Source organism: Rhizobium sp. NLR10b (assembly GCF_019685435.1).
Taxonomy (GTDB): Bacteria; Pseudomonadota; Alphaproteobacteria; order Rhizobiales; family Rhizobiaceae; genus Rhizobium.
The window spans coordinates 194,262-217,790 of record NZ_JABDWV010000005.1 but is presented as its reverse complement, the minus strand read 5'-3'; the positions used below and the strand labels follow the sequence as shown (position 1 = coordinate 217,790).

26 protein-coding genes and 1 pseudogene are annotated in these 23,529 nt (G+C 61.9%); 18 read left to right on the top strand and 9 right to left on the bottom strand.

Annotated features, from left to right (window positions below; translation table 11 throughout):
- Window positions 1-96 precede the first annotated feature (96 nt).
- A complete protein-coding gene (locus HJB91_RS09975) occupies window positions 97-861 on the top strand; it encodes a sulfite exporter TauE/SafE family protein (protein WP_210629886.1) in 765 nt (254 codons plus the stop codon).
- A 67-nt stretch (window positions 862-928) separates the two neighbouring features.
- A complete protein-coding gene (locus tag HJB91_RS09970; protein WP_003552646.1) occupies window positions 929-1,189 on the top strand; it encodes a helix-turn-helix transcriptional regulator in 261 nt (86 codons plus the stop codon).
- Between the two features lie 195 nt (window positions 1,190-1,384).
- Here HJB91_RS09970 and HJB91_RS09965 read toward each other — a convergent pair whose 3' ends face one another.
- Window positions 1,385-1,558: a YdcH family protein gene (locus tag HJB91_RS09965; RefSeq protein ID WP_008533139.1), complete on the bottom strand. Its 174-nt coding sequence runs from the start codon at window positions 1,556-1,558 to the stop codon at window positions 1,385-1,387.
- Between the two features lie 227 nt (window positions 1,559-1,785).
- Between HJB91_RS09965 and HJB91_RS09960 the strand changes: the two genes are divergently transcribed.
- The 8 genes from HJB91_RS09960 (at window position 1,786) to HJB91_RS09925 (ending at window position 8,716) form a co-directional block, all read left to right on the top strand.
- Window positions 1,786-1,989, top strand: a complete 204-nt coding sequence (locus HJB91_RS09960; protein ID WP_010028538.1) for a YdcH family protein — start codon at window positions 1,786-1,788, stop codon at window positions 1,987-1,989.
- 16 nt (window positions 1,990-2,005) lie between these two features.
- Window positions 2,006-2,500 (top strand): 5-(carboxyamino)imidazole ribonucleotide mutase, encoded by a 495-nt coding sequence (gene purE, locus HJB91_RS09955; protein ID WP_210629885.1) that lies wholly within the window; start codon window positions 2,006-2,008, stop codon window positions 2,498-2,500.
- Window positions 2,497-3,573 (top strand): 5-(carboxyamino)imidazole ribonucleotide synthase, encoded by a 1,077-nt coding sequence (locus HJB91_RS09950; protein WP_210629884.1) that lies wholly within the window; start codon window positions 2,497-2,499, stop codon window positions 3,571-3,573. Before purE ends, HJB91_RS09950 begins: the two co-directional genes overlap by 4 nt.
- 164 nt (window positions 3,574-3,737) lie before the next feature.
- Window positions 3,738-3,863, top strand: coding sequence for a type B 50S ribosomal protein L36 (ykgO, locus tag HJB91_RS09945; protein WP_003582204.1), 126 nt, complete (start codon window positions 3,738-3,740; stop codon window positions 3,861-3,863).
- A gap of 108 nt (window positions 3,864-3,971) precedes the next feature.
- A complete protein-coding gene (locus tag HJB91_RS09940; protein ID WP_221122988.1) occupies window positions 3,972-4,586 on the top strand; it encodes a hypothetical protein in 615 nt (204 codons plus the stop codon).
- Window positions 4,587-4,701: 115 nt separating this feature from the next.
- Window positions 4,702-5,757 (top strand): alpha/beta fold hydrolase, encoded by a 1,056-nt coding sequence (locus HJB91_RS09935; RefSeq protein WP_221154576.1) that lies wholly within the window; start codon window positions 4,702-4,704, stop codon window positions 5,755-5,757.
- 124 nt (window positions 5,758-5,881) lie between these two features.
- On the top strand, window positions 5,882-7,618 hold the full coding sequence (gene ggt, locus HJB91_RS09930; protein WP_221154574.1) for a gamma-glutamyltransferase: 1,737 nt from the start codon (window positions 5,882-5,884) through the stop codon (window positions 7,616-7,618).
- 123 nt (window positions 7,619-7,741) lie between these two features.
- The gene (locus HJB91_RS09925) at window positions 7,742-8,716 is read left to right on the top strand and encodes a threonine/serine dehydratase (protein WP_221122985.1); all 975 of its coding nucleotides are present in this window, start codon (window positions 7,742-7,744) and stop codon (window positions 8,714-8,716) included.
- Between the two features lie 18 nt (window positions 8,717-8,734).
- On the opposite strand, the gene HJB91_RS09920 is transcribed toward HJB91_RS09925, so the two are convergent.
- Window positions 8,735-9,532, bottom strand: coding sequence for an SDR family oxidoreductase (locus HJB91_RS09920; protein WP_221122984.1), 798 nt, complete (start codon window positions 9,530-9,532; stop codon window positions 8,735-8,737).
- A gap of 116 nt (window positions 9,533-9,648) precedes the next feature.
- On the opposite strand from HJB91_RS09920, the gene HJB91_RS09915 reads away from it, so the two are divergent.
- The gene (locus HJB91_RS09915) at window positions 9,649-10,593 is read left to right on the top strand and encodes a GlxA family transcriptional regulator (protein WP_221154572.1); all 945 of its coding nucleotides are present in this window, start codon (window positions 9,649-9,651) and stop codon (window positions 10,591-10,593) included.
- Between the two features lie 35 nt (window positions 10,594-10,628).
- Here the strand turns inward: HJB91_RS09915 and HJB91_RS30615 are convergent.
- Window positions 10,629-10,748: pseudogene (locus HJB91_RS30615) on the bottom strand (phytanoyl-CoA dioxygenase); the annotation flags it as partial.
- 8 nt (window positions 10,749-10,756) lie between these two features.
- Window positions 10,757-11,665 carry a LysR substrate-binding domain-containing protein gene (locus HJB91_RS09910; protein WP_221154570.1) on the bottom strand — a complete coding sequence of 303 codons (909 nt, stop codon included), beginning with the start codon at window positions 11,663-11,665 and terminating at the stop codon, window positions 10,757-10,759.
- A 119-nt stretch (window positions 11,666-11,784) separates the two neighbouring features.
- Here HJB91_RS09910 and HJB91_RS09905 point away from each other — a divergent pair, with 119 nt between their 5' ends.
- The 3 genes from HJB91_RS09905 to HJB91_RS09895 are packed head-to-tail and all read left to right on the top strand — an operon-like array spanning window position 11,785 to window position 13,150.
- Window positions 11,785-12,201: a tautomerase family protein gene (locus HJB91_RS09905; protein ID WP_221154568.1), complete on the top strand. Its 417-nt coding sequence runs from the start codon at window positions 11,785-11,787 to the stop codon at window positions 12,199-12,201.
- Window positions 12,201-12,602, top strand: coding sequence for a cupin domain-containing protein (locus tag HJB91_RS09900; RefSeq protein WP_207243468.1), 402 nt, complete (start codon window positions 12,201-12,203; stop codon window positions 12,600-12,602). Before HJB91_RS09905 ends, HJB91_RS09900 begins: the two co-directional genes overlap by 1 nt.
- The gene (locus HJB91_RS09895) at window positions 12,599-13,150 is read left to right on the top strand and encodes a DUF4865 family protein (RefSeq protein WP_210629878.1); all 552 of its coding nucleotides are present in this window, start codon (window positions 12,599-12,601) and stop codon (window positions 13,148-13,150) included. The genes HJB91_RS09900 and HJB91_RS09895 overlap by 4 nt, the downstream gene beginning before the upstream one ends.
- A gap of 2 nt (window positions 13,151-13,152) precedes the next feature.
- Here the strand turns inward: HJB91_RS09895 and HJB91_RS09890 are convergent, their stop codons facing one another.
- The 3 genes from HJB91_RS09890 to HJB91_RS09880 form a co-directional block, all read right to left on the bottom strand.
- Window positions 13,153-13,788, bottom strand: a complete 636-nt coding sequence (locus HJB91_RS09890) for a LysE family translocator (RefSeq protein ID WP_210629877.1) — start codon at window positions 13,786-13,788, stop codon at window positions 13,153-13,155.
- A 122-nt stretch (window positions 13,789-13,910) separates the two neighbouring features.
- A complete protein-coding gene (gene pyk / locus HJB91_RS09885) occupies window positions 13,911-15,350 on the bottom strand; it encodes a pyruvate kinase (protein WP_210629876.1) in 1,440 nt (479 codons plus the stop codon).
- On the bottom strand, window positions 15,350-15,835 hold the full coding sequence (locus tag HJB91_RS09880) for a DUF1036 domain-containing protein (RefSeq protein ID WP_011426762.1): 486 nt from the start codon (window positions 15,833-15,835) through the stop codon (window positions 15,350-15,352). Before HJB91_RS09880 ends, pyk begins: the two co-directional genes overlap by 1 nt.
- A 199-nt stretch (window positions 15,836-16,034) precedes the next feature.
- Between HJB91_RS09880 and HJB91_RS09875 the strand changes: the two genes are divergently transcribed.
- The 3 genes from HJB91_RS09875 (at window position 16,035) to HJB91_RS09865 (ending at window position 17,511) form a co-directional block, all read left to right on the top strand.
- Window positions 16,035-16,823, top strand: coding sequence for an N-formylglutamate amidohydrolase (locus tag HJB91_RS09875; protein ID WP_221154694.1), 789 nt, complete (start codon window positions 16,035-16,037; stop codon window positions 16,821-16,823).
- A 27-nt stretch (window positions 16,824-16,850) separates the two neighbouring features.
- Window positions 16,851-17,156 carry a DUF1244 domain-containing protein gene (locus HJB91_RS09870; protein WP_210629875.1) on the top strand — a complete coding sequence of 102 codons (306 nt, stop codon included), beginning with the start codon at window positions 16,851-16,853 and terminating at the stop codon, window positions 17,154-17,156.
- Between the two features lie 91 nt (window positions 17,157-17,247).
- Complete coding sequence (locus tag HJB91_RS09865; RefSeq protein WP_008533181.1) at window positions 17,248-17,511, top strand: DUF2312 domain-containing protein; 264 nt, start codon at window positions 17,248-17,250, stop codon at window positions 17,509-17,511.
- Between the two features lie 156 nt (window positions 17,512-17,667).
- On the opposite strand, the gene HJB91_RS09860 is transcribed toward HJB91_RS09865, so the two are convergent.
- Complete coding sequence (locus HJB91_RS09860) at window positions 17,668-19,509, bottom strand: DUF882 domain-containing protein (RefSeq protein WP_221122980.1); 1,842 nt, start codon at window positions 19,507-19,509, stop codon at window positions 17,668-17,670.
- Between the two features lie 178 nt (window positions 19,510-19,687).
- Window positions 19,688-21,232 carry a sigma-54 dependent transcriptional regulator gene (locus HJB91_RS09855; protein WP_221122979.1) on the bottom strand — a complete coding sequence of 515 codons (1,545 nt, stop codon included), beginning with the start codon at window positions 21,230-21,232 and terminating at the stop codon, window positions 19,688-19,690.
- A gap of 207 nt (window positions 21,233-21,439) precedes the next feature.
- Between HJB91_RS09855 and HJB91_RS09850 the strand changes: the two genes are divergently transcribed.
- Window positions 21,440-23,296: a M3 family oligoendopeptidase gene (locus tag HJB91_RS09850; protein WP_210629872.1), complete on the top strand. Its 1,857-nt coding sequence runs from the start codon at window positions 21,440-21,442 to the stop codon at window positions 23,294-23,296.
- Window positions 23,297-23,529 lie beyond the last annotated feature (233 nt).

The following is a 23,529-nucleotide window of genomic DNA, read 5'->3' as shown; positions in this document are numbered from 1 at the left end:
TTTCCTGCGAATTCCCTTCTCGAAAAGACGGATCCGCACTCGTTTTGTGTGAGTAGTTCCGTTAGAGGAGGCTTGCAAGAGGAGGACGTCGAAAGCATGCCGCAGGACTTGTCATTCTACTACGCCGCCGTGCCCGCGGTTCTGCTTGTTGGTCTCGCAAAAGGCGGCATGGGCGACGCTTTGTCGCTGATCGGCCTGCCCTTCCTCGCCCTGGTCGTCTCGCCGCTCGAGGCGGCGGCAATCCTGCTGCCGATCCTGGTCTTCATGGACATGATCTCGCTTGTCATCTGGCGCAGGCATGGCGATTGGGCGACGCTGAAGATCATGCTGCCGGGCGCAATTCTCGGCATTGCCCTCGGCTGGGCGACCTCGGCGCTTGTTCCCGGCAATGTCCTGCGCGTCGTCATCGGCGCGGTGACGATCCTCTTCTGCCTGCGCTATTTCTGGAACAATTTCGGCCCCGGCGCCAGCAAGACGATCCCCCCGCACGGACAGCGGCCGGTCGCTGCCGCCCTCTGGGGAACGTTTTCCGGATATGGCAGCTTCGTCGCCCATGCCGGCGGCGCGCCGTTTCAGATCTATGCCCTGCCGCTCAAACTGGAGCCGCGCGAATATACCGGCACCAGCGTGCGCTTCTTCGCAATCCTCAACGCCATCAAGCTCATTCCCTACTTTGCCCTCGGCCAGCTCGACACGCAGAACCTTGCGACCTCCGCCACGCTCTTGCCTTTCGCGCCGCTCGCCACCCTTGCCGGGGCCTGGTGCGTGCGCCGCATGAAGCCGCAGATCTTTTATCCTTTCATGTATGCGATGGCGCTGATCGCGGCCTTTCTGATCATACGCGAGGGCCTCGGCTGGTAAGGGCGGCAGTACGCTGCAATGCACAATTTCCTTGCTGCAACGGCCGGTTTGACGTAGCGTTTCTGCCATGTCGAACACGGACCCCTTCTCTGCGATTGCCGACCCGAACCGGCGCTTTCTGCTGGAGGAATTGCGGCGCGCGCCGCGCACGGTCAACGAGCTTGCCGAGGGCCTGCCGATCAGTCGGCCCGCTGTCTCGCAGCACCTGAAGGCACTGCTCGACAGCAATCTTGTCTCCGTGACCTCGGAAGGTACGAAACGCATCTACGCGGTCAACAACCGCGGCTTTGACAAGCTCAATCTGTGGCTGGATCAGTTCTGGGCCTGACCGCACCTCCGATCACACCCCTGACGCATCATAAAAACGCCCTTTTGCTGCAAGCAGACGCAAATGCGCCAGCCGCGACGTCACAAGCATCGGGCTGGCGCAATTCTGGTGTGATCACCGGTTCTTGCAAATTTTAGGCGGAATGGATGGATTTACCTCTTGCGCAAGATGATCGCCCGGCGACCCTTGGGAAGATTAATGGACGGATGACTTGAGACGCTGAATCTCGTCCTTGATGCGCAGCTTGCGGCGCTTGCATTCGGCAATTTCTGTATCGGAGATAGAAGGAGCTGTTCTGAGTGCATGCAACTCCTCCTCGAGAGCAACATGCTTTTTCTGGAGTGATTCAAGATGAGCTTCAACTGTCATTTGACCCTTCCTTCCTCTTACCCTCCCCGACCATCGTCGTCGGGGATCAAGGTGTCAACGGGCGGACTGTGACATATTTTTGAAGGCTTGTCGAAGGCCAAAAGATGAAGATGCGATGGCAAATTCATGATCACGACTAACTAGCCGTTACCCGTATTTGGTGATAGGAGCTTGCGGAAATCATCGGCAGATCGGACAAGGTCCGTGGACGATAACGGGGAATGCATATGGCCGATCAGGAACAGGCGGAAATCAGGCTCATGGTGGCGCGTCTGCGCCAGGAGCACGAGGATTTCGACGCTGCGATCAACGCCATGATCGAGACCGGATGCGACGCTCTGCGAATCCAGCGCATGAAGAAGAAGAAGCTCGTCATCAAGGACAAGCTCTCCAAGCTGGAAGACCAGATCGTTCCCGACATCATTGCCTGAAAGGAACCGCCGCAGGATGACAGATAGACCACTCGTCGCCATCATCATGGGCAGCCAATCCGATTGGGAGACCATGAAGAACGCGGCCGACACGCTGGAAGCGCTGGAAATCGCTTATGATGCGCGCATCATCTCAGCGCACCGTACGCCCGAGCGTATGATGAATTTCGCCAAGGGCGCCCGTGCGGAAGGCTTCAAGGTCATCATCGCCGGTGCTGGCGGTGCGGCGCATCTGCCGGGCATGACCGCATCGATGACGCCGTTGCCGGTCTTCGGCGTGCCGGTCCAGTCGAAGACCATGTCCGGCCAGGACAGCCTTCTTTCCATCGTGCAGATGCCGGCCGGCATTCCGGTTGGGACCCTCGCCATAGGCAAGGCGGGTGCGGTCAACGCCGCTCTTCTCGCCGCCGCCGTGCTGGCCCTTTCCGACGAAGAGATTGCCGACAGGCTCGACGAATGGCGCGAGCGCCAGAGTGCTGCCGTCGCCGAATATCCAATGGACAACCAATGACCATAGGAACAATCGGCATAGTCGGCGGCGGCCAGCTCGGCCGCATGCTGGCCATCGCCGCCGCCAGATTGAATTTCCGCACTGTCATCCTCGAGCCGCAGCTCGACTGCCCCGCCGCCCAACTGGCGAACCGGCAGATCGTTGCCGCCTATGACGATCCGGCGGCACTGGCCGAACTGGCAGACGCCTGCGACGTCGTCACCTACGAATTCGAAAACGTGCCCGTCGCAGCCGCCGAAGCGCTCTCGGCAAGCATCGCCGTCTATCCGCCTGCCAAGGCGCTTGAGGCCGCCCAGGATCGGCTCGTCGAAAAACGCTTCCTCAACGGCTGCGGCATCTCAACCGCTCGCTTTCATGCGGTCGACAGCCAGGCAGATCTCGAAACCGCGCTGAAAGATTTCGACGGCCAGGGCGTGCTGAAGACCCGCCGCCTCGGTTATGACGGCAAGGGGCAGAAGGTTTTCCGCTCGCCCGCCGACAATCCTGACGGTGCCTATGCCGCGCTCGGGGCCGTGCCGCTCATCCTCGAAAGCTTCGTCGCCTTCGAGCGCGAGGTCTCGATCATCGCCGCGCGTGCCGCGGATGGGACGGTCGTCTGCTTCGATCCCGCCGAGAATGTCCACCGCAACGGCATCCTCCATACCTCGACCGTTCCGGCCGCAATCTCGGCGACGACAGCGGAGGCCGCTCGTCGATCGGCCGAAAAGATTCTCGCCGCGTTGAACTATGTCGGCGTGATCGGCATCGAATTCTTCGTGCTTGCCGATGGCGGCCTGATCGCCAACGAGATGGCGCCGCGCGTCCACAATTCCGGTCATTGGACGGAAGCCGCCTGCGTCGTCAGCCAGTTCGAGCAACATATCCGCGCTGTCGCCGGCCTGCCGCTCGGCAATGGCGAGCGCCACTCCGACTGCGTCATGCAGAATTTGGTCGGTGACGATATCCTTGCCGTCCGCGACTGGCTGCAACGTCCCGACACGCTGGTTCACCTCTATGGCAAGAGCGAGTGGCGCCCCGGCCGCAAGATGGGTCATGTCACGACATTGGCGCCGAAATTGCCGGTTTCGCGGTGAGAAACGGTCCTGCGGCTTGGGAAAAACACCGTCACGTGGTTGACACGCTGGAGGTGACGAGGTATCTGCACCCCCACCTAAAGAGCGCGCCCCGACGGCGCGCTTTTGATTGTTAAAGTTACGGGCGAATGTGAATTCCCCCATAGAGATCGCGGATCAGAAAAATGAAGATCAAGAATTCGCTCAAGTCGCTCAAGGCTCGTCACCGTGACAACCGTCTGGTTCGTCGCAAGGGCCGCATCTACATCATCAACAAGCTGAACCCGCGCTACAAGGCTCGTCAGGGCTGATTGCGCGAATCCGGATTGTGCGCCGCGCAGATTGCGCCGACGGACATCCGGTGGGTCGCTGCGGTGATCACGTCTAATTTGTTTGATCTTCGGCGCTGGCGGGCTAATATGTCCGCCATGCGCTTTTTTGCTTTGACGTCAGCGGTGCTGCCGCTCGCCTTCATCCTCTCCACCTCCCCGTTCCCGGCCACCGCGGCGGAAAACAACGTCATTGTCGAGCGGAGGGATGCCAATAGTTCGCCGAAGCAGCGTCTCGACCAGCTCTTCAGCCAGCTGAAGCGCGAGCGTGATCCTGACAAGGCCAGCAGCATTGCCAACGAAATTCGTCTGGAATGGAATGATTCCGGCAGCGCGACCGTGAACCTACTGATGCAATGGGCCGACAAGGCGATTGAGGAAAAGCGCAATCCCGCCGCTCTCGATTTCCTCGACGAGGCGATTGCCCTCAAGCCCGATTATGCCGAGAGCTGGAATCGCCGCGCCACGCTGAATTTCGTCATGGGCAATTACCGCAAGTCGATGTCCGACATCGAGCATGTGCTGGATATCGAGCCGCGCCATTTCGGCGCGCTCTCCGGCATGGCCGCGATCCTCAGCAATTCCGGCAACGATCAATTGACCCTGAAGGCCTGGGAACGGTTCCTCGATATCTATCCCGCCGATCGCACTGCGCAGGAGCAGGTCAACATGCTTGCGGAAAAACTCGCCGGCAATCGCACCTGAAGCCGGCCGATCAAGCTTGACCTTCGGCCGGAGCGCGCAATTTTAGAACCTGTCGAGGGCAATTTGACGCGACCGCCGCCCCTCGCAAAATCCATCGACTGTCGCCGTTAAGATCATGCTTGCCGAAGTTTCCGCCCTTCTTGCCCCGCTCGCCGCCGCCATCGGTTACTCTTCTTATAAGGCGCGGCAATTCGAACGGACCTATCCGAATATCGGTGAATTGACGGATGTCGGCGGCTACCGCATGAACGCCGTCCATGTCGAACGTCCCCAAAATGCGGATCTGCCGGCGCTCGTCTTCATTCACGGCGCTAGCGGCAATCTGCTCGATCAGTTCGTCGCCTTTCGCGCCCCGCTCGAAGGCCGGGCGGAAATGCTGTTCGTCGATCGTCCCGGTCACGGCTATTCCGAGCGCGGCGGCCCTGAGAACGCCGTACCCTCGGGCCAGGCCGATGCAATCGCTCGACTGATGGAAAAGCGCGGCATCGAGAAGGCGATCATTGTTGGCCATTCCTTCGGAGGCGCGATCACCGCCGCCTTCGGACTGCGCCATCCGGATAAGACCGCTGGTCTGCTCTTCCTCGCACCCGCCACCCATCCGTGGCCCGGCGGCATCGACTGGTATTACCACGTGGCGACCGTGCCGGTCATCGGTTGGCTCTTCAACCACGCCATCGTCGTTCCGCTTGGACTGAGCCGGCTGGAGCGCGGCACATTGAACGTTTTCCGTCCCAATCCACGCCCTGCCGACTACATCGAAAAAACCGGCCCGTCGCTGGTGCTGCGCCCGCGCACCTTCCACAACAATGCCGCCGATTTCAAAAGACTGCTCGCCTATGTGAAGGAGCAGTCGCCGCTCTACTCGCAGATCACCGCGCCGACCGTTATCATCACGGGCGACCGCGACAAGATCGTCTGGGAACACCTGCATTCGCGCGGCCTCGCCCGCGATATACCAGGTTCCGAACTCGTTACGGTCGGCGGCGTCGGCCATAAGCCGGATTATCTGGCCACCGACGTCGCTATCGCCGCCATGGAAAAGATCGCCGGCGAGCCCCGCGACCTCCAGGCGGCCGCCCGCCGTGCCGAAGAGCGGCTCGCCGCCTCTCTCCGCGATCAAGCGATCCAAATCCAGCCGTCGCGGATGCCGGGCGCTCTCCACGGCGTTTGATCTCTCCGGCGGTGTCCCTGTCGGACATTCGGCCGGCTTCCTCGCACAAAGCCTGCTCCTCGCATTGCCGCGGACCGCAGCAGCCCCATATGTCTTTCCGTTGTTGTCCATAGGAGGGGAAATCATGGGCCGCCTGCATATCGGGACGATCTCCGTCATATCGGCCTTGTCGCTAACTCTGACGACGGCTTTCGCGGCGTCGCCCGCACCGGTTGAAGCCGAACACGGGATGGTCGTCACCGCCCAGCATCTGGCGACCGATGTCGGCGTCGAGGTGCTGAAGAGCGGCGGCAACGCCGTCGATGCGGCGGTCGCCGTCGGTTATGCACTGGCGGTCGTCTATCCCTCGGCCGGCAATCTCGGCGGCGGCGGCTTCATGACCATTCGCCTGAAAGACGGCAGCAAGACCTTCCTCGATTTCCGCGAGCGCGCGCCACTCGCCGCGACAAAGACCATGTATCTCGATAGCAAGGGCGATATCGTGCCGCGCGCCAGCCTTGACGGCTACCTCGCCGTCGGCGTTCCCGGTTCGGTCAAGGGCTTCGAGACGGCGCGGGAGAAATACGGCACCCGCTCACGCCAGGATCTGATCGCGCCGGCGCTCCGCTTCGCCAAGGAAGGCTACACGCTGGAACAGGGCGATGCCGCGATTCTCGCCGGCGGCGCCAAGCGCCTTGCCAAGGACGAGACGGCGGCGAAGATTTTCCTGAAACAGGACGGCAAGCCCTATGCGTCCGGCGAAAAGCTTGCGCAGCCCGACCTCGCCGCGGTTCTGGCAGCCATCTCGGAAAAAGGACCCGACGCCTTCTACAAGGCCGCCCCCGCCGAGGCGATCGTCAAAGCGAGCCAGGCCAAGGGCGGTATCCTTGCCAAGGAGGATTTCGAGCAATACACCGTGCGCGAACTGAAGCCAATCGAGTGCAATTACCGCGGATACGACATCATCTCCTCACCGCCACCTTCCTCCGGCGGCGTCATCATCTGCGAGATCCTCAACGTCCTCGAAGGTTATCCGCTCTCCTATCTCGGCTACGCCTCGGCTGAAACCGTGCACGTGATGGTCGAGGCGATGCGCTACGCCTATGTCGACCGCAACGCGGCGCTCGGCGATCCCGATTTCGTCGAGAACCCGGTCGAGAAAATGCTCGACAAGAGCTACGCCAAGGAGATCGCAGCAAAGATCGATCCCTACAGGGCCGGGACTTCGGCCAACCTGAAACCCCTCGGCGGCAAGGAAAGCAACGAGACGACCCATTATTCGATCATTGACGACGAGGGTAATGCGGTTGCCGTCACCTATACGCTGAACGGCTCCTTCGGCGCGGCGGTCGTCGCGCCCGGCACCGGCGTTCTGCTCAACAACGAAATGGACGATTTCACCTCCAAGCCGGGTGTGCCGAACCTTTATGGCCTCGTTCAGGGCGAAGCCAATGCCATTGCTCCGAAGAAGACGCCTCTCTCCTCGATGAGCCCGACGATCGTCACCCGCGACGGTAAGCCCTTCATGGTGATCGGCAGCCCCGGCGGCTCGCGCATCATCACCATCACGCTGGAAACGATTTTGAATGTCATCGACTTCGGCATGGATATCAGCCAGGCGGTCAACGCGCCGCGGGTTCATCACCAATGGCAGCCCGACAAGGTCTATTTCGAGCCCTATGCGCTTTCGCCCGATACGGAAAGGACGCTTGCGGCGATGGGCTATAGCTTCGACGGCGGCAACGACGCCCCGCTCTGGGGCCAGGCCGCTGGTATCCTCGTCGGCGGCAAAAGCCTTGCCGCCATCGAAAAAGGCAGTGGCGCTCGTTACAACGGCGCCATGGACGCCCGCGCGACGGAAGGCTCAGCAGGCGGCTATTGACGGTCGGCGAGCCGCCGGGCATAGGCGCAATGGTCATTCATGTCACGGTGACAAAGTCACCGTTCACAAACCGTTTGCCCCGTCTTATGCATGAGCGACTCCCGCAAGCAGGACGATTCCCGAATGGTCAGCATTGAAATGATTGTTGCCGCCCGCGCTCGACTGCGCGGTCGCGCGCGCCGCACGCCGCTTCTCTCCTCCCCCTTCCTGAACGAGATCGCCGGCCGGCGGCTGTTCGTGAAGGCGGAATGCCTGCAGCATTCGGGTTCCTTCAAGTTTCGCGGCGGCTGGTCTGCGGTTTCCGGCCTTGACCCGGCCGTACGCACGCGCGGCGTCATCGCCTTCTCCTCGGGCAACCATGCGCAGGGCGTCGCCCTTGCCGCCAAGCTGCACGGCGTGCCCGCCGTCATCATCATGCCGAGCGATGCGCCGAAGCTGAAGATCGCCAACACCCGCGCCTTCGGCGCCGAAGTCGTGCTCTACGACCGCGCCAACGAGGATCGCGATGAAATCGGCGCACGGCTCTCCGCCGATCGCGGCCTGACGCTGATCAAGCCTTTCGACGAACCGCTTGTCATCGCCGGCCAGGGCACGACTGGCCTCGAAATCTCCGAACAGGCGGAAGAAGAAGGTGTGACGGAAGCCGAGGTGCTCGTTCCCTGCGGCGGCGGCGGACTGACGTCAGGCATCGCGCTCGCCCTCGAGGCCAGCGCCCCCGGCTTTCGCGTCCGTCCCTGCGAGCCGGAGAATTTCGACGACACCACCCGATCGCTCGCCTCCGGCAGGATCGAACGCAATGCCGCGATGTCGGGTTCGATCTGCGATGCGATCGTCACACCGGAGCCGGGCAAGATCACCTTCCCGATCTTGAAGCGCCTCGCCGGCGCTGGCATCGTCGTCACCGACGAGGAGGCGCTCCGCGCCATGGCGCTCGCCTTCGTCAGATTGAAGATCGTCGTTGAGCCGGGCGGCGCCGTGGCGCTGGCTGCCGCTCTTTTCCATGGTGAGGCGCTGGAAAGCGATACAGTCGTCGCCGTCACCTCCGGCGGCAATGTCGATACCGACATCTTCGCTATGGCGTTGGAACGCTTCGGCTGAGACAGACCGGCGGCTTGATCAAGCCGCCCTGTAACGTTGGGCCGGCGCCGTACGCGAAAGGTTCGGCATCAATGCCTGGCGCGCCTGTTCGTAGGCGGCCAGCAAGCCGGCGTCCTCAAGCGCGGGAATGGTTGCGAATTCCCCTTGCTTGAGGCCCGCGAGCGAGGCATCGACCATATCTTCCGCCGACATCACGATCTCATTGGGCAGGTGCTCGACGTGCGTGCCGGCGATGCCCCAGAATTCAGTCGCGGTGGCGCCGGGCAGCACGGCCTGGATACGGATGTTCTTCTCCGCCAGCTCATGTTTCAGCGACTGGCTGAAGGCAAGCACGAAGGCTTTCGTGCCGCCATAGACGCCGTTCAACAGTTCCGGCGCGATTGCGACGATCGAAGCGATGTTAATGATCGTGCCGCCGCCGCGCGAGACGAAACCGGGAACGGCGGCATAGGTTAGCCGCATCAGCGCTGTCACATTGAGTTCGATCATTTCCTGCATTTTGTTTACATCGGCAGAAAGCAGCGGCGCCGTTCCCCCAAAGCCGGCATTGTTGACGAGAAGGGTGATGCTCCGGTCTTGCTTCAGCACGCCCTCGACGCGCGCTAAGTCCACCTTGCTGCCCAGATCGGCGACGAGGGTCTCCACAGTCCTGCCGGTCTCGGTCGTCAGCCGGCTTGCCAGCGCCTTCAGCCGCTCCCCATTGCGGGCGACGATGATCAGATCGTAACCCTGCTGCGCCAGCCGATGCGCATAAATCGCGCCGATGCCCGAGGATGCGCCGGTAACGAGCGCCGTACCCTTATGTTCCTGTGACATGCTCCGTCTCCTTTGTTGCACTGGCCCTTGCCCCGCGCTTGAAGAGAACGATACGTCGAATTGCCAAAGTCCTGAATGTCATATACACCACCTTTTAGGACACAGGAGGTTCAGCCATGCAGCATGTCGCTTTCCTGCTCTATCCCGGCTTTCAGATCATGAGCCTGGCCGCTGTCTCGGTCTTCGAGTTCACCAATCTCGAACTCGGCCGGAAGGCTTATGACATCACCTACATCTCCGAAGCGGGCGGAACATTGCGCACCTCGCTCGGTATGTCGGTCGAGACCGAGCCTTTCGGCGATCCGGTCTTCGACACGCTGGTCGTCGTCGGTGCACCTGACCTCATCTTCCCGAAGCCTGGCGAAAGCGCCTTCATTCGCGCCGCACTAGGTGCCTCCCGCCGCGTCGCTTCGATCTGCACCGGCGCCTTCTTCCTCGCCGAAGCCGGTATTCTCGACGGTCGCCGCGCGACGACGCATTGGTGCCTCGCCCGCGAGATGAAGGCGCGTTATCCGAAGATCAGGGTGGAAGAGGATCGCATCTTCATCATCGACGGTTCGGTCTGGACATCCGCCGGCATGACCGCCGGGATCGACCTTGCACTGGCGATGGTTGAGAAGGACCACGGCATCGAAGTCGCCCGCGCCATTGCGCGAATGCTCGTCGTCTATCACCGCCGCGCCGGCGGTCAGTCGCAATTTTCCGCGCTGCTGGAACTCGAGCCGAAATCGGACCGCATTCGGAAGGCGCTGGACTTTGCCCGCAGCAATCTGAAATCTCAGCTTTCGGTGGAAGAACTGGCGGAAGCCGCTCATCTCAGCCCCCGCCAGTTCAGCCGCGCCTTCCGCGCCGAAACGGGCCAGTCGCCGGCCAAGGCCGTCGAGAACTTGAGGCTCGAAGCCGCCAGGCTGATGATGGAGCAAAGCCGCCATCCGATCGACGTGGTTGCCGACGAAACTGGCTTTGCCGATCGCGAACGCATGCGCCGCGCCTTTTTGCGCGCCTTCGGTCAGCCGCCGCAGGCGATCCGCCGCAACGCCCAGTTGGAACGGCAGATGTGAGTACCCAGTCGGCGACCACCGGGTGCCCCTTCTCGCTACGACAGGTGAAGCGCCCGGCGGATCGCGGGATCGACCGGCGAATAGACGCCGTCCTGCTGTTCGAGCCGAAGAGGCTCAGAACGTGCAAGGCCGGGCTGCGCCATGAAGCGCCTTTCCGACGGGGTCAATGAGATATCAGGCCATCACTCGCTGGCAGGGCGCCCCGCACCGACTGTTGCACGAGCTCGGCAAGCCGGGCCGCGGCCGGTTGCAGTTCGGCCTCGGCCCGATGCAGGACCAGCCCGAGCTTCGGCAAACCAGGCAGGCCGACGGCCTCCGGCTGAAGCGTCCGGACCTTTGCCGGTAAGCCGACCGGGGTACGAATGGTAAAACCGAGGCCCGCCGCCGTCGCGGCCCAGAGGCCGCCGAGACTGGGGCTGACAAAGGCGAGCCGCCAGGAAATGCCAGCCTCGTCAAGCGCCCGGGTCGCCGCATAGCGCAACAGGCACGGCGCCTCCAGCGAGGCAAGCGGCATTGGCTCGCCACTCGCAGCATGCCAGACTGGCTGCCCTTCTGCAGGCCCGATCCAACACATCGGCACCTCGCCGATCGCCTCACAATGTGCCGTCAACGTCCCATCGCTCCAGGCCAGCGCCAGGTCGAGCTTGCCTGAGGTGACCCGATCGAGCAGTTCGGCATTGCGCACCACTCGAGCCTCAATGCGTACCTTTGGATGGGCGCGAGCGAAACGGCCGAGCACCTCGGGCAACAGGGTCTCGCCGAAATCCTCCTGCAGGCCGAGCCGCACCCAGCCTTCCAGCTCGACGCTGTGCACGGCCGCCGCCGCCTCATCGTTGAGCTCCAGCAGCCGTCTGGCGTAACCGAGCATCGTTTCGCCGGCATCGGTCAGCGCCAGTCCGCGGCCCGCCTTGCGGAAGATCGGCGTGCCCGCCTGTTCCTCCAGCTTCTTCAACTGCGCACTGATCGCTGACGTCGAACGCCCGAGCTTTTCTGCCGCTTTGGCGAAATTGCCGAGCTCCATGCCGGTCGAAAAGGTCCGAAGCACATCGAGATCAAAGATCGTCCGTCGCATCATATAGTCCTGGTTTTTGGGATCATTAATCCATAAAATTCTGATTTTCAGCATCATCGTGCTGTGAGATGGTTTCATTGTCAAGGCCGGGGAACCGGCCAGAACCATGGAGAACCCCAATGCCCTTCGTTCGAATTTCCCTTCGCAAAGGCAAGTCGCCAGACTATCTCGCGGCGCTCGCGGACAATATTCAGCGCGCGCTAGTCGAGACTTTCGACGTGCCCGAAAACGACCGCTTCCAGGCCATCCACCAGCATGACGAGAACGAGCTGATCTTCGATCGCAGCTATCTCGCAGGTCCGCGCTCCGGCGATTTCGTCTACATCTCGATCACCATCGGCAGACCCCGCACGGCCGAGATGAAGGCCGCACTCTACCGGCGGCTCGCGGATCTCCTGGCAGTGTCGCCCGGCCTTCGGCCCGAGGACATCATGATCGTCATCAGCACCAGCGCGCCTGATGACTGGTCCTTCGGCAACGGCATCGCCCAGATGACCGATCCGGACTGGCGACTGCGGGTAGCAGGAGGCCGGTAATGAGCGCTTCGAACCCGAAAACGATGACCGTCAGCCGTCCCGGCAAGGTGGTCCGCTCGCCCGAAGGCGTGGCAACCGCGCCCTTCTGGGTCGAGATGCTGCTCGAAGGCGCCGACGGTGAAAACACTGCGATGCGCGCAACCCTCGATCCCGGCACTATCACCCGCTGGCACACCCATCCCAGGGGGCAGTTGCTCTATGTCCTTTCGGGACAAGGCCTGGCTCAGAACGAGGGCGGCCCGGTCGAAGAATTGCGTGCCGGGGATGCGGTCTGGTTTGCGCCCGGCGAACGCCACTGGCATGGCGCTGCCGATGACAGCCCGTTCAGCTATATCAGCATCCAGCCGGCGGACAATGGCAGCTTCGTCGAATGGCTGGATCCGGTGGACGCACGGCCATGATCGGCATGCAATACAGCTTCACCCTGCCGGCCGACTACGACATGTCGATCATCGACCGCCGCATCCGCGAAAAGGGACCATTACTCGACGGCTTCCCCAATCTCGGCTTCAAGGCCTATCTCAGCGCACGCAGGAACGAATTCGGCGGCCGCGACAACCTCTACGCACCCTTCTATCTCTGGCAGAAGCCCGAGGGAGCAAACGAGTTCCTCTGCGGGCCGGGCTTCGAAGCGCTCACCGGCGCCTTCGGCTGGCCTCAGGTGAGGACATGGATTGTCTGGCAGGCGGCCGTCTCTCCCGATATCGCAGCAGCGGCCTTTGCCACCCGCGATATCATGCAGACGGAACCCTACTCGCCGCTCGCCGATACCCGCCGGGCCGAAAGCGCAGAAGCCGTAGCCGATCTGGAAGCAGGCGCGCTCGCCTCCGTCTCCGGCTTCGAACCGACGACCTGGACGCGCGTGCGCTTCAGGCTATGGAAAGAGATGCCCGAGATCGGTGGGCACACGCAAGCCTTTCGTGTCGGCCACCTGTCCCTGCCTCGCTGAGATCAAGTTGTTGCCCGGCGATAGAAGGCAAGCGACCCGGCAAGGGCGAGCAGCGCTCCGCCGCATGCCCGCTCCAGCCATAAGGCGCCAGAGGTCTTCAGAAAGCGTACCGCCTGCGAGCCGAAGAAGGCGTAGCCGAACATGATAATAAAATCGATCGCGGCAAAAATGAGCGCCAGAAGCGCATACTGCCCCGGCTGTGGCTGGGTGGGATCGATGAACTGCGGCAGGAAGGCCGAGAAGAACAGGTAGCCTTTCGGATTGGTCGCCGCGACCATGAAGCTCTTCAGGCCGATCGAAAAGGCCGATCGCCCGCCTGGCGCCTCGCCAGATTTCAACGCCGCATCGATGGTGCCTTTCGAGCGCAGCAGCATGATGCCGAGAAAGGCGAGATAGGCCGCACCCGCCCATTTCAGCATCGAGAACCAGAATTCCGATGCCGCAAGCAGCGCCCCGAGCCCGACCGCCACGGCGCCGATCAGCACGAAATCGGAAAGCACCGCGCCGATCATGCCGGCGACCGCGCGGCGCAGGCCATGCCTTGAACCGTTGGTCAGCGCCAGCAGCACCGTTGGCCCCGGTGTCGCGATGCCGACGAAGGAAACGGCTGCAAAAGCGATAAGCGTGACGACATCCATTGTGATCCCTCCAAACCTGGACCGAGACTTGCACGCGCCGCAACCCTTGGCAATGCCGGACCCAGCAACAAAAAAGCCCGCCGCCTCGTCAGGCAGCGGGCTTCATCAGGGATGCGATCGGATCAGATGCCGCTTTGGCCGTCCGATCCGATATAGGCAATGCGCAGCATGTTGGTGGCGCCGGGCGTGCCGAGCGGCACGCCGGCCGAGATGATGATGCGATCGCCTGGCTTGCCGAACCCTTCGTCGGCGACGATGCGGCAGGCGCGGTTGACCATGTCGTCGAGATCGGTCGCATCATGGGTGACGACGCAATGCAGGCCCCAGACGACGGCAAGCCGGCGCGCCGTCTTGATGATCGGCGACAATGCCAGGATCGGCACCTGCGGGCGCTCGCGCGAGGCGCGCAGGCCCGTCGTGCCGGAGGAGGTGTAGCAGACGATCGCCGACAGCTTCAGCGTCTCGGCGATCTGGCGGGCGGCAAGCGAGATCGCATCGGCGCCGGTCGCTTCCGGCTGGGCGCGCTGGGCATAGATGATGCCGGGATAATGCGGCTCGCGCTCGATGGCGCCGGCAATTGACGCCATGGTCGAGACGGCCTCGACGGGATAGTCGCCCGAGGCCGATTCGGCCGAGAGCATGACGGCATCGGCGCCTTCGAAGACGGCGGTCGCGACGTCGGAAACTTCGGCGCGCGTCGGAACCGGCGCCGAGATCATCGATTCCAGCATCTGCGTGGCGACGACCACCGGCTTGCCCGACCGGCGGCAGGCGCGGATCAGCTGCTTCTGAATGCCGGGAACCGATTCGAGCGGCATTTCGACGCCGAGATCGCCGCGGGCGACCATCAAGGCATCGGAAAGCTCGATGATCTCTTCGATCCGCTCGAGAGCCTGCGGTTTTTCGATCTTCGACATCAGACCAACGCGGCCGCGGGCGATCTTGCGCACCTCGGCAAGATCGTCCGGGCGCTGGACGAAGGAAAGCGCCACCCAGTCGACATCGTCGGTGGCGAGCACGGCATCGAGATCGGAACGGTCCTTGTCGGTCAGCGCACCGACGCCAAGCAGCGTGTCGGGAAGGCTGACTCCCTTGCGGTCGGAAATGCGCGTGCCGGAGATCACCGTCGTGACGATGCTCTTGCCGTCGCATTTTTCTGCGCGCAGGGCGAGCTTGCCGTCGTCTATCAGCAGACGGTGGCCAGGCTGCACCGATTCCAGGATCTCGGGATGCGGCAGGTAGACGCGCGTGGCGTCGCCAAGCGCTTCATTGTTGTCGAGCGTGAAGGTCTGGCCGGGTTTCAGGTCGACCTTGCTGTCGGTAAACTTGCCGACGCGCAGCTTCGGTCCCTGCAGATCGGCGAGAATGCCGATCGGCCGGCCAGAGCGCGCCTCGACCGAGCGGATGCGCTGGATGAGCGTTCGCATCAGGTCGTGGCTCGCATGGCTCATATTGATGCGGAAGACGTCGGCACCGGCCTGGTGCAGCTTCTCGATCATCGATTCCTCGGCGGAGGCGGGCCCGAGGGTGGCGAGGATTTTAACTTTGCGATTACGCTTCATCAATTCTGACTTTCTTGCGTCCCTGGGGTGTCGGAGAGTTGAACCATCCAGCTGCCCTGGCGGCCCGTGTCATATTCCTTGAATCCCATCTTCTGGTAACCCCGGGCATAACAATCTTGCACGCCCGAAATCTTGAATTCGTTTTCCGCCACGCACATCTGCACGTCCCCCGTCCACCGTCCTCCCCGGGCGGCGTCCTCTGCGTAGAGGTAATAATAGCGCGACTGCAATTCTCCCTCGATCAGCGTGGCGCAGGTCGTTGCCGGCACCTGCCACCAACCCTCCGTGATCCAGCCGTCCTTGGCCCTGTATCCGATTGCCACCCCGACCAGATTTTGCGTTCCGTTGCAGACGCGAAAATCGGCGCGTGCGGCATCTGCGATGAAGAACGGCATGGCGGCTGCAAGAGCAAACAGGGCGAGTCGGACCAACGGTCCGGACCGCGTGAGGAAACTTGGCGCGGCTTGAATCAACACGGCTCCCAAATAGCTCCACGGTTATTCGTATCCGTGTCTTCTTGCGCCGCCCTCATCCGAAAGTCAACGCAATGCTAATCGATTATATTCCCTTTCATAGCTGGCTGCGGAGGTTCATATCCGCTCTCGCCGCCTGTCACGCTTGAACCGGTCGCGGGCGCATGCAATCACTGGGCACGACTGCGCAATGATCAACGGCAATTCCTTCATGGACGACTTTCAATCCTTCGAAATTCTACCCGGAAAACGTGATAAAGGCATGGTGATCATCGCCGATCACGCGATGAACCGTCTTCCCGCCCGGTATGAGAGGCTCGGCCTGCCTGGGTCGGCCTTTGCCCGCCACATTGCCTACGACATCGGCATCGAGGGCCTGACGCGACAGCTTTCAGCGAAGCTCGGCGTACCGGCAGTGCTCGGCGGTTTCTCGCGCCTGCTGATCGACCCGAACCGCGGGGAGGACGACCCGACGCTGATCATGAAGATCTCGGACGGCGCCGTGATATCAGGCAATCACCCAATCACGCCGCAGGAATGGAATTACCGGATCGAAGCCTTTCATCGGCCCTACCACGATGCCGTGGCAGGCACGATCGACACCGTGGCGAATAGCACCGGCAAGGCACCGCTGGTACTGTCGCTGCACTCTTTCACGCCAGCGTGGAAGAGCATTCCCCGACCCTGGCACGCCGCCGTTCTCTGGGACAGTGACCGGCGCGCCGTCGGCCCGCTGCTCGATATGCTTCGCGCCGATCCCGATCTCGTCGTCGGCGACAACGAACCCTATGACGGCGCTTTGAAGGGCGATACCATGTACCGCCATTGCATGGTGACAGGCATTCCGCATGCCCTGCTCGAAGTGCGTCAGGATTTGATCGCTGATGAAGCCGGCATATCGGCATGGGCCGAGCGCCTGGCGCCGATTTTTGCGGCGATGAATGCCGATCCGGCCCTGCACGAATACGACGTCCACCAGTCGCGCACCGGCCCCTATTGAGGGCCCATGGAATGAAAGGAGAGCGAGATGACCGCGCTCAGCAAGGAACAACAGACCGAATTCGAAGCCGCCGCCTTCCGCCGTCTGATCGCACATCTTCGTGACCGCAGCGACGTCCAGAACATCGATCTGATGAACCTGGCCGGCTTCTGCCGCAACTGCCTGTCGAACTGGTATCGCGAGGCCGCCGGGGCCCAAGGTGTTCCGATCAGCCGGGACGAATCGCGCGAGATGATCTACGGCATGCCCTATGAGGACTGGAAGAACCTCCACCAGAAGGAGGCCTCACCTGTGCAAAAGGCGGCATTTGAGCTGAACAAGCCACACAAATAGTCCGCTTGGCCTTTAACGGGCTTGACCGTGACGCCGCTTCGCGGCAGTCACGTGCATCCAAAATTGATCACCGAAAAATCAGGAGAACACGATGTCTGATGCTCATGGCGTCGCCCGCGATCAGCTTCGCGCTTTCATCGAGCGCATTGAACGGCTGGAAGAAGAAAAGAAGACCATCGCCGACGACATCAAGGACGTCTATGGCGAGGCCAAGGGAATGGGCTTCGATACCAAGATTCTGAAGAAGGTCGTGGCGCTGCGCAAAAAGGACGAGCAGGAGCGCATGGAGGAGGAAGCAATCCTCGACACCTATCTGCATGCGCTCGGCATGATCGAAGCGCCGCCGGAAGGCTGATTTCGCCGACATCGCTGCTATCGAAAGCCGCCGCCTCCGGCGGCTTTTCTTTTGCGCCGGATCCTGCTGCCGACCAACTGTTCAAACGTTCGAACAGTCAGAAGAAAAACCGCCGGATCACTCTGCCGGTTTTTCGGTCTGACGAGATCGGCGGGCTCAGTTCGTGTTGAACTTGCGCACTTCCATGAAGTTGACGGCCGTGCCGCTGAAACGGGCCGGATCGACCGAGGCGGTCTTGACGTTGAAGCCCTCGGCATAGACAGCGGTCGGCTGGGCGCGCATCGTCTGGCTGACGAAGCGCGGCGCCTTGACCTGCTTGGACGCCATTTCGAGACGGGCATTGGTCAGCGCCCACTGCGAGATCATCTTCTGCGTCAGCTTCGGCTCGGTACGCACCGTCGCGCGGCTGGCATCGGCTGCGGCGGCTTCTTTCTGCGTCGGACGGCCGCCTTTGACCGGGAGGGGCTGCGGCGCGGGGCTCTCGGCAGCCGGCGCGTCGAAAGCATCACCGAAGCTTGCCGATTTGGTCGCCGGCGCCAAGGCAGCGAGCTGCAATGACGGCTTTTCGGCGGGCGCCTTTTGCGGCATCGCGGCGGCGATTGCCTGCTCCACGCTCATGCCGGGCTCATGCGAGGCGACTTGGCTTTCCGTATCCTTATTCTGCTGCTCGAGCGCGTCGGCGATGGCAGGAGACAGGCCGCCATCCTGATCGGCTTCGTCTGCCTCCGCTTCCGGATCAGCATCCGCCGCAGCAAGCAGATTTTCGGCAACGGCAGGGCGCTCGACCGGAGTGGGAACCGGCAGTCCGTTCTGCATGTTCGGATCGACCGACGCGACCTCGGCGTCACCAGGCGCGCGGCGCTGACCGAGAAGCGAGGGAACGGGAATGCTGTAGGCGCTGAGATCGGCGAATTGCTGCGGCTGGGCCTGATCGGCAGGAAGCGCCGCGGCAAGGGCCTGCTGCGCGGCGTTACCCGAAGACGGCGCCACCAGCGCGCTGGCCATTTCGCTGCCGGCCGGCTGGTTGCTGAAGGCCGGGCGAACCTGCGGCACCGGCGCGTTCAGGGCTGCGACCTCCGTCTGCTGCGGCTCGGCAGGAGCAGGCTCGACCTTCGGCGGCGTCGCCTTGGCGACAGCAACGGGAGCCGAATCGTCTGTGTCATCTTCCTGTTCATCCGCCCCGCCGCCAAACAGCGCTGCAAACAGCGTCTTGTGTTTCGGCGCCGATTCGGACGCACTGGCGATCTCGATCTGCGTGCCGTTGACGCGGCGCTTGTAATCGGCCATCGCCTGCTGATAGCCGGGCAGCGGCTTGCCGTCGGCCGGAATGTGAATGGTGTTGCCGTTCGGGAAAAGCCGGACAAGCTCGTCGCGGCTCATGCGCGGCCAGGCGCGAACCCCGCCGACATCCATATGCACGAAGGGTGAACCGGATTTCGGATAGAAGCCGACGCCGCCGATCTGCATCTTCATGCCGATGGCCCGCAGCGCCGCAAGCTTGACGTCGGGAATGAAGAAGTCCATCGCCTTGCCGAGCATGTGCTGGCTCTTTTCGGCGACGCCGGAATTGCGCGAGCGACCGCGCAGCATCTCGTTGGTCGCCGGCGAACGGAAACCGCAGACGACGTTGATGTAGTCCCGCGAACCGCTCTGGCGGTAGACTTCCCAGATCAGGTCGAACAGGCGCGGATCCATCTTCGTCGGCTGGTTCTTGCGCCAGTCGCGCAGGAAGCGGTTCAGCTGCTCCAGACCCTTCGGGTCGAACTTGCCGTTACGCTTGTAGGTAATGACGGCTTTTTCGCCGGTATGGATGAAATAGAGCTTGAGGCTGCGGGTTTCGCCCGCTGCCTGAGAAGGTGTACTGACGAATACCGGTGAGGAAACCGCAAGCGCAAGAAGGGCGGCCGCCGCCGTCCTCACTGCCTTTCCGCAGATGTCGGCGCACAAAGAACGCCAGCTCAAGCGCGAAGGCTTGGAATTCCCATTCAGATTCGGCAACTCGATCCCCGTCAGACAGACAATGTCCCGTACTGTCTCAGATGACTGTCAAATGCGGTCACACGATGGCAAAAATGCCACACATGATCAACCTTTTCTTTACATAGTGAACGAGCCACTAACAAGTGGTTTATGATCAGTAACAAATCGTGGTTGCCCGAGTCTTAATAAATGGGGCTTAAGCCGCATCTTTCTGGGGATTATCGGGATCTATGCCGTAATCTTTGAGCTTGCGATAAAGTGTGGACCGGCCGATGCCAAGTTTGCGCGCTACTTGACTCATCTGCCCACGATAGAATTTGAGTGCGAATCGGATGAGTTCCTCCTCGACGTCGGCGAGTTTGCGCACGTCTCCGGAGGGATTGACGCTGGCAATGGCGTTTTCGGAAGTCTCCGGCAGGCGGTGGTGCACCTCACCCGGCATCGGCGCCCGGTATTCCTCGCCGTAGGCTTCATCCGGGTCGAGGCCGGTATTGTCGGCAACGAGCGCCAGGTGGTCCACCACTTCATATTCCGGAAGCTGGGCGGCGATCTGCGGGAAATCCGCCTCCGTCAGCTCCGGCCCTTCGGCGAGAACGACCGCACGGAAGATCGCATTTTCGAGCTGGCGAATATTGCCTGGCCAATCATAGGCGGTCAGCAGTGCCAGCGCGCCTGAATTGACAGTCATGCGGCGGCCGTTCTTCTGCTCGCTGGAGAAGCGGTCGGTAAAGACGCGCACCAGGTGCGGGATGTCTTCCTTGCGCTTGCGTAGCGCCGGAATGGTGATCGGGAAGACGTTGAGGCGATAATAGAGGTCCTCGCGGAAATGGCCGTTCTTGACCTCTTCGATCAAATCCTTGTTGGTCGCCGAGATCAGCCGGACATTGACCTTGTGCGCGGTGCGCGCGCCGACCGTCTCGATTTCGCCCTGCTGCACGGCGCGCAGGAGTTTCACCTGCACCTCGAGCGGCAAGTCGCCGATCTCGTCGAGGAAGATGGTGCCGCCATCGGCTTCCATGAATTTGCCGATGTGACGTTCGGTCGCGCCGGTAAACGCGCCCTTCTCGTGACCGAAGAGAATGCTCTCGACAAGATTATGCGGGATCGCCCCGCAATTGACGGTGACGAACGGCTTGTTCGAGCGGTCGCCGCCGGACTGGATAGCGCGCGCCACCAGCTCCTTGCCGACGCCGGATTCGCCTTCGAGCACGACGGGAATGTTGGACTGAGCCGCCCGCTGGGCGAGATCGATGACGCGGATCATCGCCGGGCTGGCCGAAACGATATCGTCGAAGCCGACCGAGCCCGAGCGCGACCGGCGTCCCGCCCGCGCCTTCACCTCGCGCTGGTCCAGCTTCATCGCATTCGCGATCGAGGTGGCGATCCGTTCGGGTGAGACCGGCTTGACGACGAAATCGAAGGCGCCGGCGCGCATCGCCTGCACCACGGTCTCGATACCGCCCTGGCCCGTCTGCACGATAACCGGGATCTGCGTGCCGAATTCGTGAAGCGCGTCGAGAAATTCGAGGCCGGTCATCTCGGGCATCATCAGGTCGAGCACGATGACATTGAAAAGGCCGCTGTCGCGTTTGACCATTTCCAGGCCGATGCGGCCGTTTTCTGCCTGGTGCACGACATGGCCGTGACGCTCGATTGCGTTCTTGAGCAGACGGCGCTGCACCGGGTCGTCCTCGACCACGAGGATTTGCCCTGCTCCCTTGAGCTCATTGTAACCGGTCATTGTCGCTCCACTTCATGCGAAACCATGAAGCGCACTCTGGCAGAAAGGCTTGAACATCCAGTTTTGAGAAATAATTGCATTTTAACGATTGCGAAGACCCGATTTCGTGCCGAAGCGAGGCCTTTTATGCGCCGAAAGGCCCTTGATGCGGTGCCTTCTCGCGCTTATTCAAACAGACCTGTTATAAAGTGGAGAGGAATTGCGCCCATGAAAATCGAGCCCCTGCACGCCGGCTTTTTTTTCTCGCCAGCAACGCCAGCCGGGGCGGCGGCCGATCCGGCGCTCGGCGACCTGCCGGTCTGGAAACTGCAGGATCTTTATCCCTCCGCCACGTCCACCGCCTTCGTCGCCGACATGGAAAAGGCCGGCAAGGCCGCGATCGCTTTCGAAGAAAAGTGGAAGGGCAAACTCGCCGAAGCAGCAGTGAAGACCGGCACCGAAGGCATCGGCGCGGCGCTGAAGGAATATGAGGCGCTTGACGATATCATGGGCCGCCTCGGCTCCTTTGCCGGCCTCACCTATTTCTCCGACACCACCAATCCGGCCAACGGCAAGCTCTACGGCGACGTCCAGGCCAAGGTCACCGAATTCTCCGGCCATCTCCTGTTCTTCGCGCTCGAGCTGAACCGGATCGACGACGCCGTCATCGACGCTTGCATGGCGAAGGACCCCGATGCCGGCCATTATCGCCCCTGGCTGATCGACCTGCGTAAAGATAAGCCCTATCAGCTCGACGACAGGCTGGAGCAGCTCTTCCTTGAGAAGTCGATGACATCGGCCTCCGCCTTCAATCGCCTCTTCGACGAAACCATGGCGGAACTTCGTTATGAGATCGATGGCGAGAAAGTGCCGCTCGAGGTGGCGCTGAACATGCTGCAGGAGAAGGATCCGGAAGTGCGCCGCAAGGCGGCCATGGCTCTCGCCGAAACCTTCAAGGCGAATATCCGCATCTTCACGCTGATCACGAATACGCTTGCTAAGGACAAGGATATCTCCGACCGCTGGCGCGGCTTCGAGGATATCGCCGACTCCAGACATCTGGCAAACCGCGTCGAGCGCGAGGTTGTCGACGCCTTGGCCGCAGCCGTCCGGGAAGCCTATCCCCGCCTTTCGCACCGCTATTATAAGATGAAGGCGAAATGGCTCGGCATGGAGCAGATGAATTTCTGGGACCGCAACGCGCCCCTTCCGGAAACGTCGAGCGCCGTGATCTCCTGGGCGGACGCGAAGGACACGGTGCTCTCGGCTTACGGCAATTTCGCCCCCGAGATGGCCGATATCGCCAGACGCTTCTTCGACGAGCAATGGATCGATGCCCCGGTTCGCCCAGGCAAGGCGCCCGGCGCCTTCGCTCATCCGACGGTTCCCTCGGCTCACCCCTACGTGCTCGTCAATTATATGGGCAAGCCGCGCGACGTTATGACGCTTGCCCACGAACTCGGCCACGGCGTCCATCAGGTTCTTGCCGGCGCGCAGGGCGCGCTGATGTGCCAGACGCCGCTGACACTGGCCGAGACCGCATCCGTCTTCGGCGAGATGCTGACCTTCCGCGCGCTCCTGGAAAAGACCACCGACAAGCGCGAGCGCAAGGCGATGCTTGCCCAAAAGGTCGAGGACATGATTAACACGGTCGTGCGCCAGATCGCCTTCTACGAATTCGAGCGCAAGCTGCACACCGCCCGCAAGGCAGGCGAACTCACCGCCGACGACATCGGCGAGCTCTGGCTCTCCGTCCAGTCGGAAAGCCTCGGGCCGGCGATCAATATTTCAGAGGGCTACGAGACTTATTGGGCCTATATCCCCCACTTCGTCCATTCGCCCTTCTATGTCTACGCCTATGCCTTCGGCGACTGCCTGGTCAATTCGCTTTATGCCGTCTACCGGAAGGCCGAGAAGGGCTTCCAGGAGAAGTATTTCGAACTCTTGAAGGCCGGCGGCACCAAGCATCATTCCGAGCTCTTGAAGCCTTTCGGCCTCGACGCAACCGATCCGTCGTTCTGGAGCCAGGGCCTGTCGATGATCGAAGGGCTGATTGACGAGCTGGAAGCGCTAGATAGGGCGTAAGTCTCGGCTAAGGCCAGAAAGAGCGAACCTCATGGCGGGCTATTGATCAGCCAGCCGCATTCTGCAACGTCCACGAGGAACCATGACGGCACCCCCCTCTCCCTCATTCCTGTGCTCGTCACAGGAATCCAGCGCGCCCAAGTCCTTGGACGCGGGAGACTCTTCAGGTGCCGGAATTGTGTCATTCACGGCGCAGACGCGCCGTGGCTGGATTCCTGTGACGAGCACAGGAA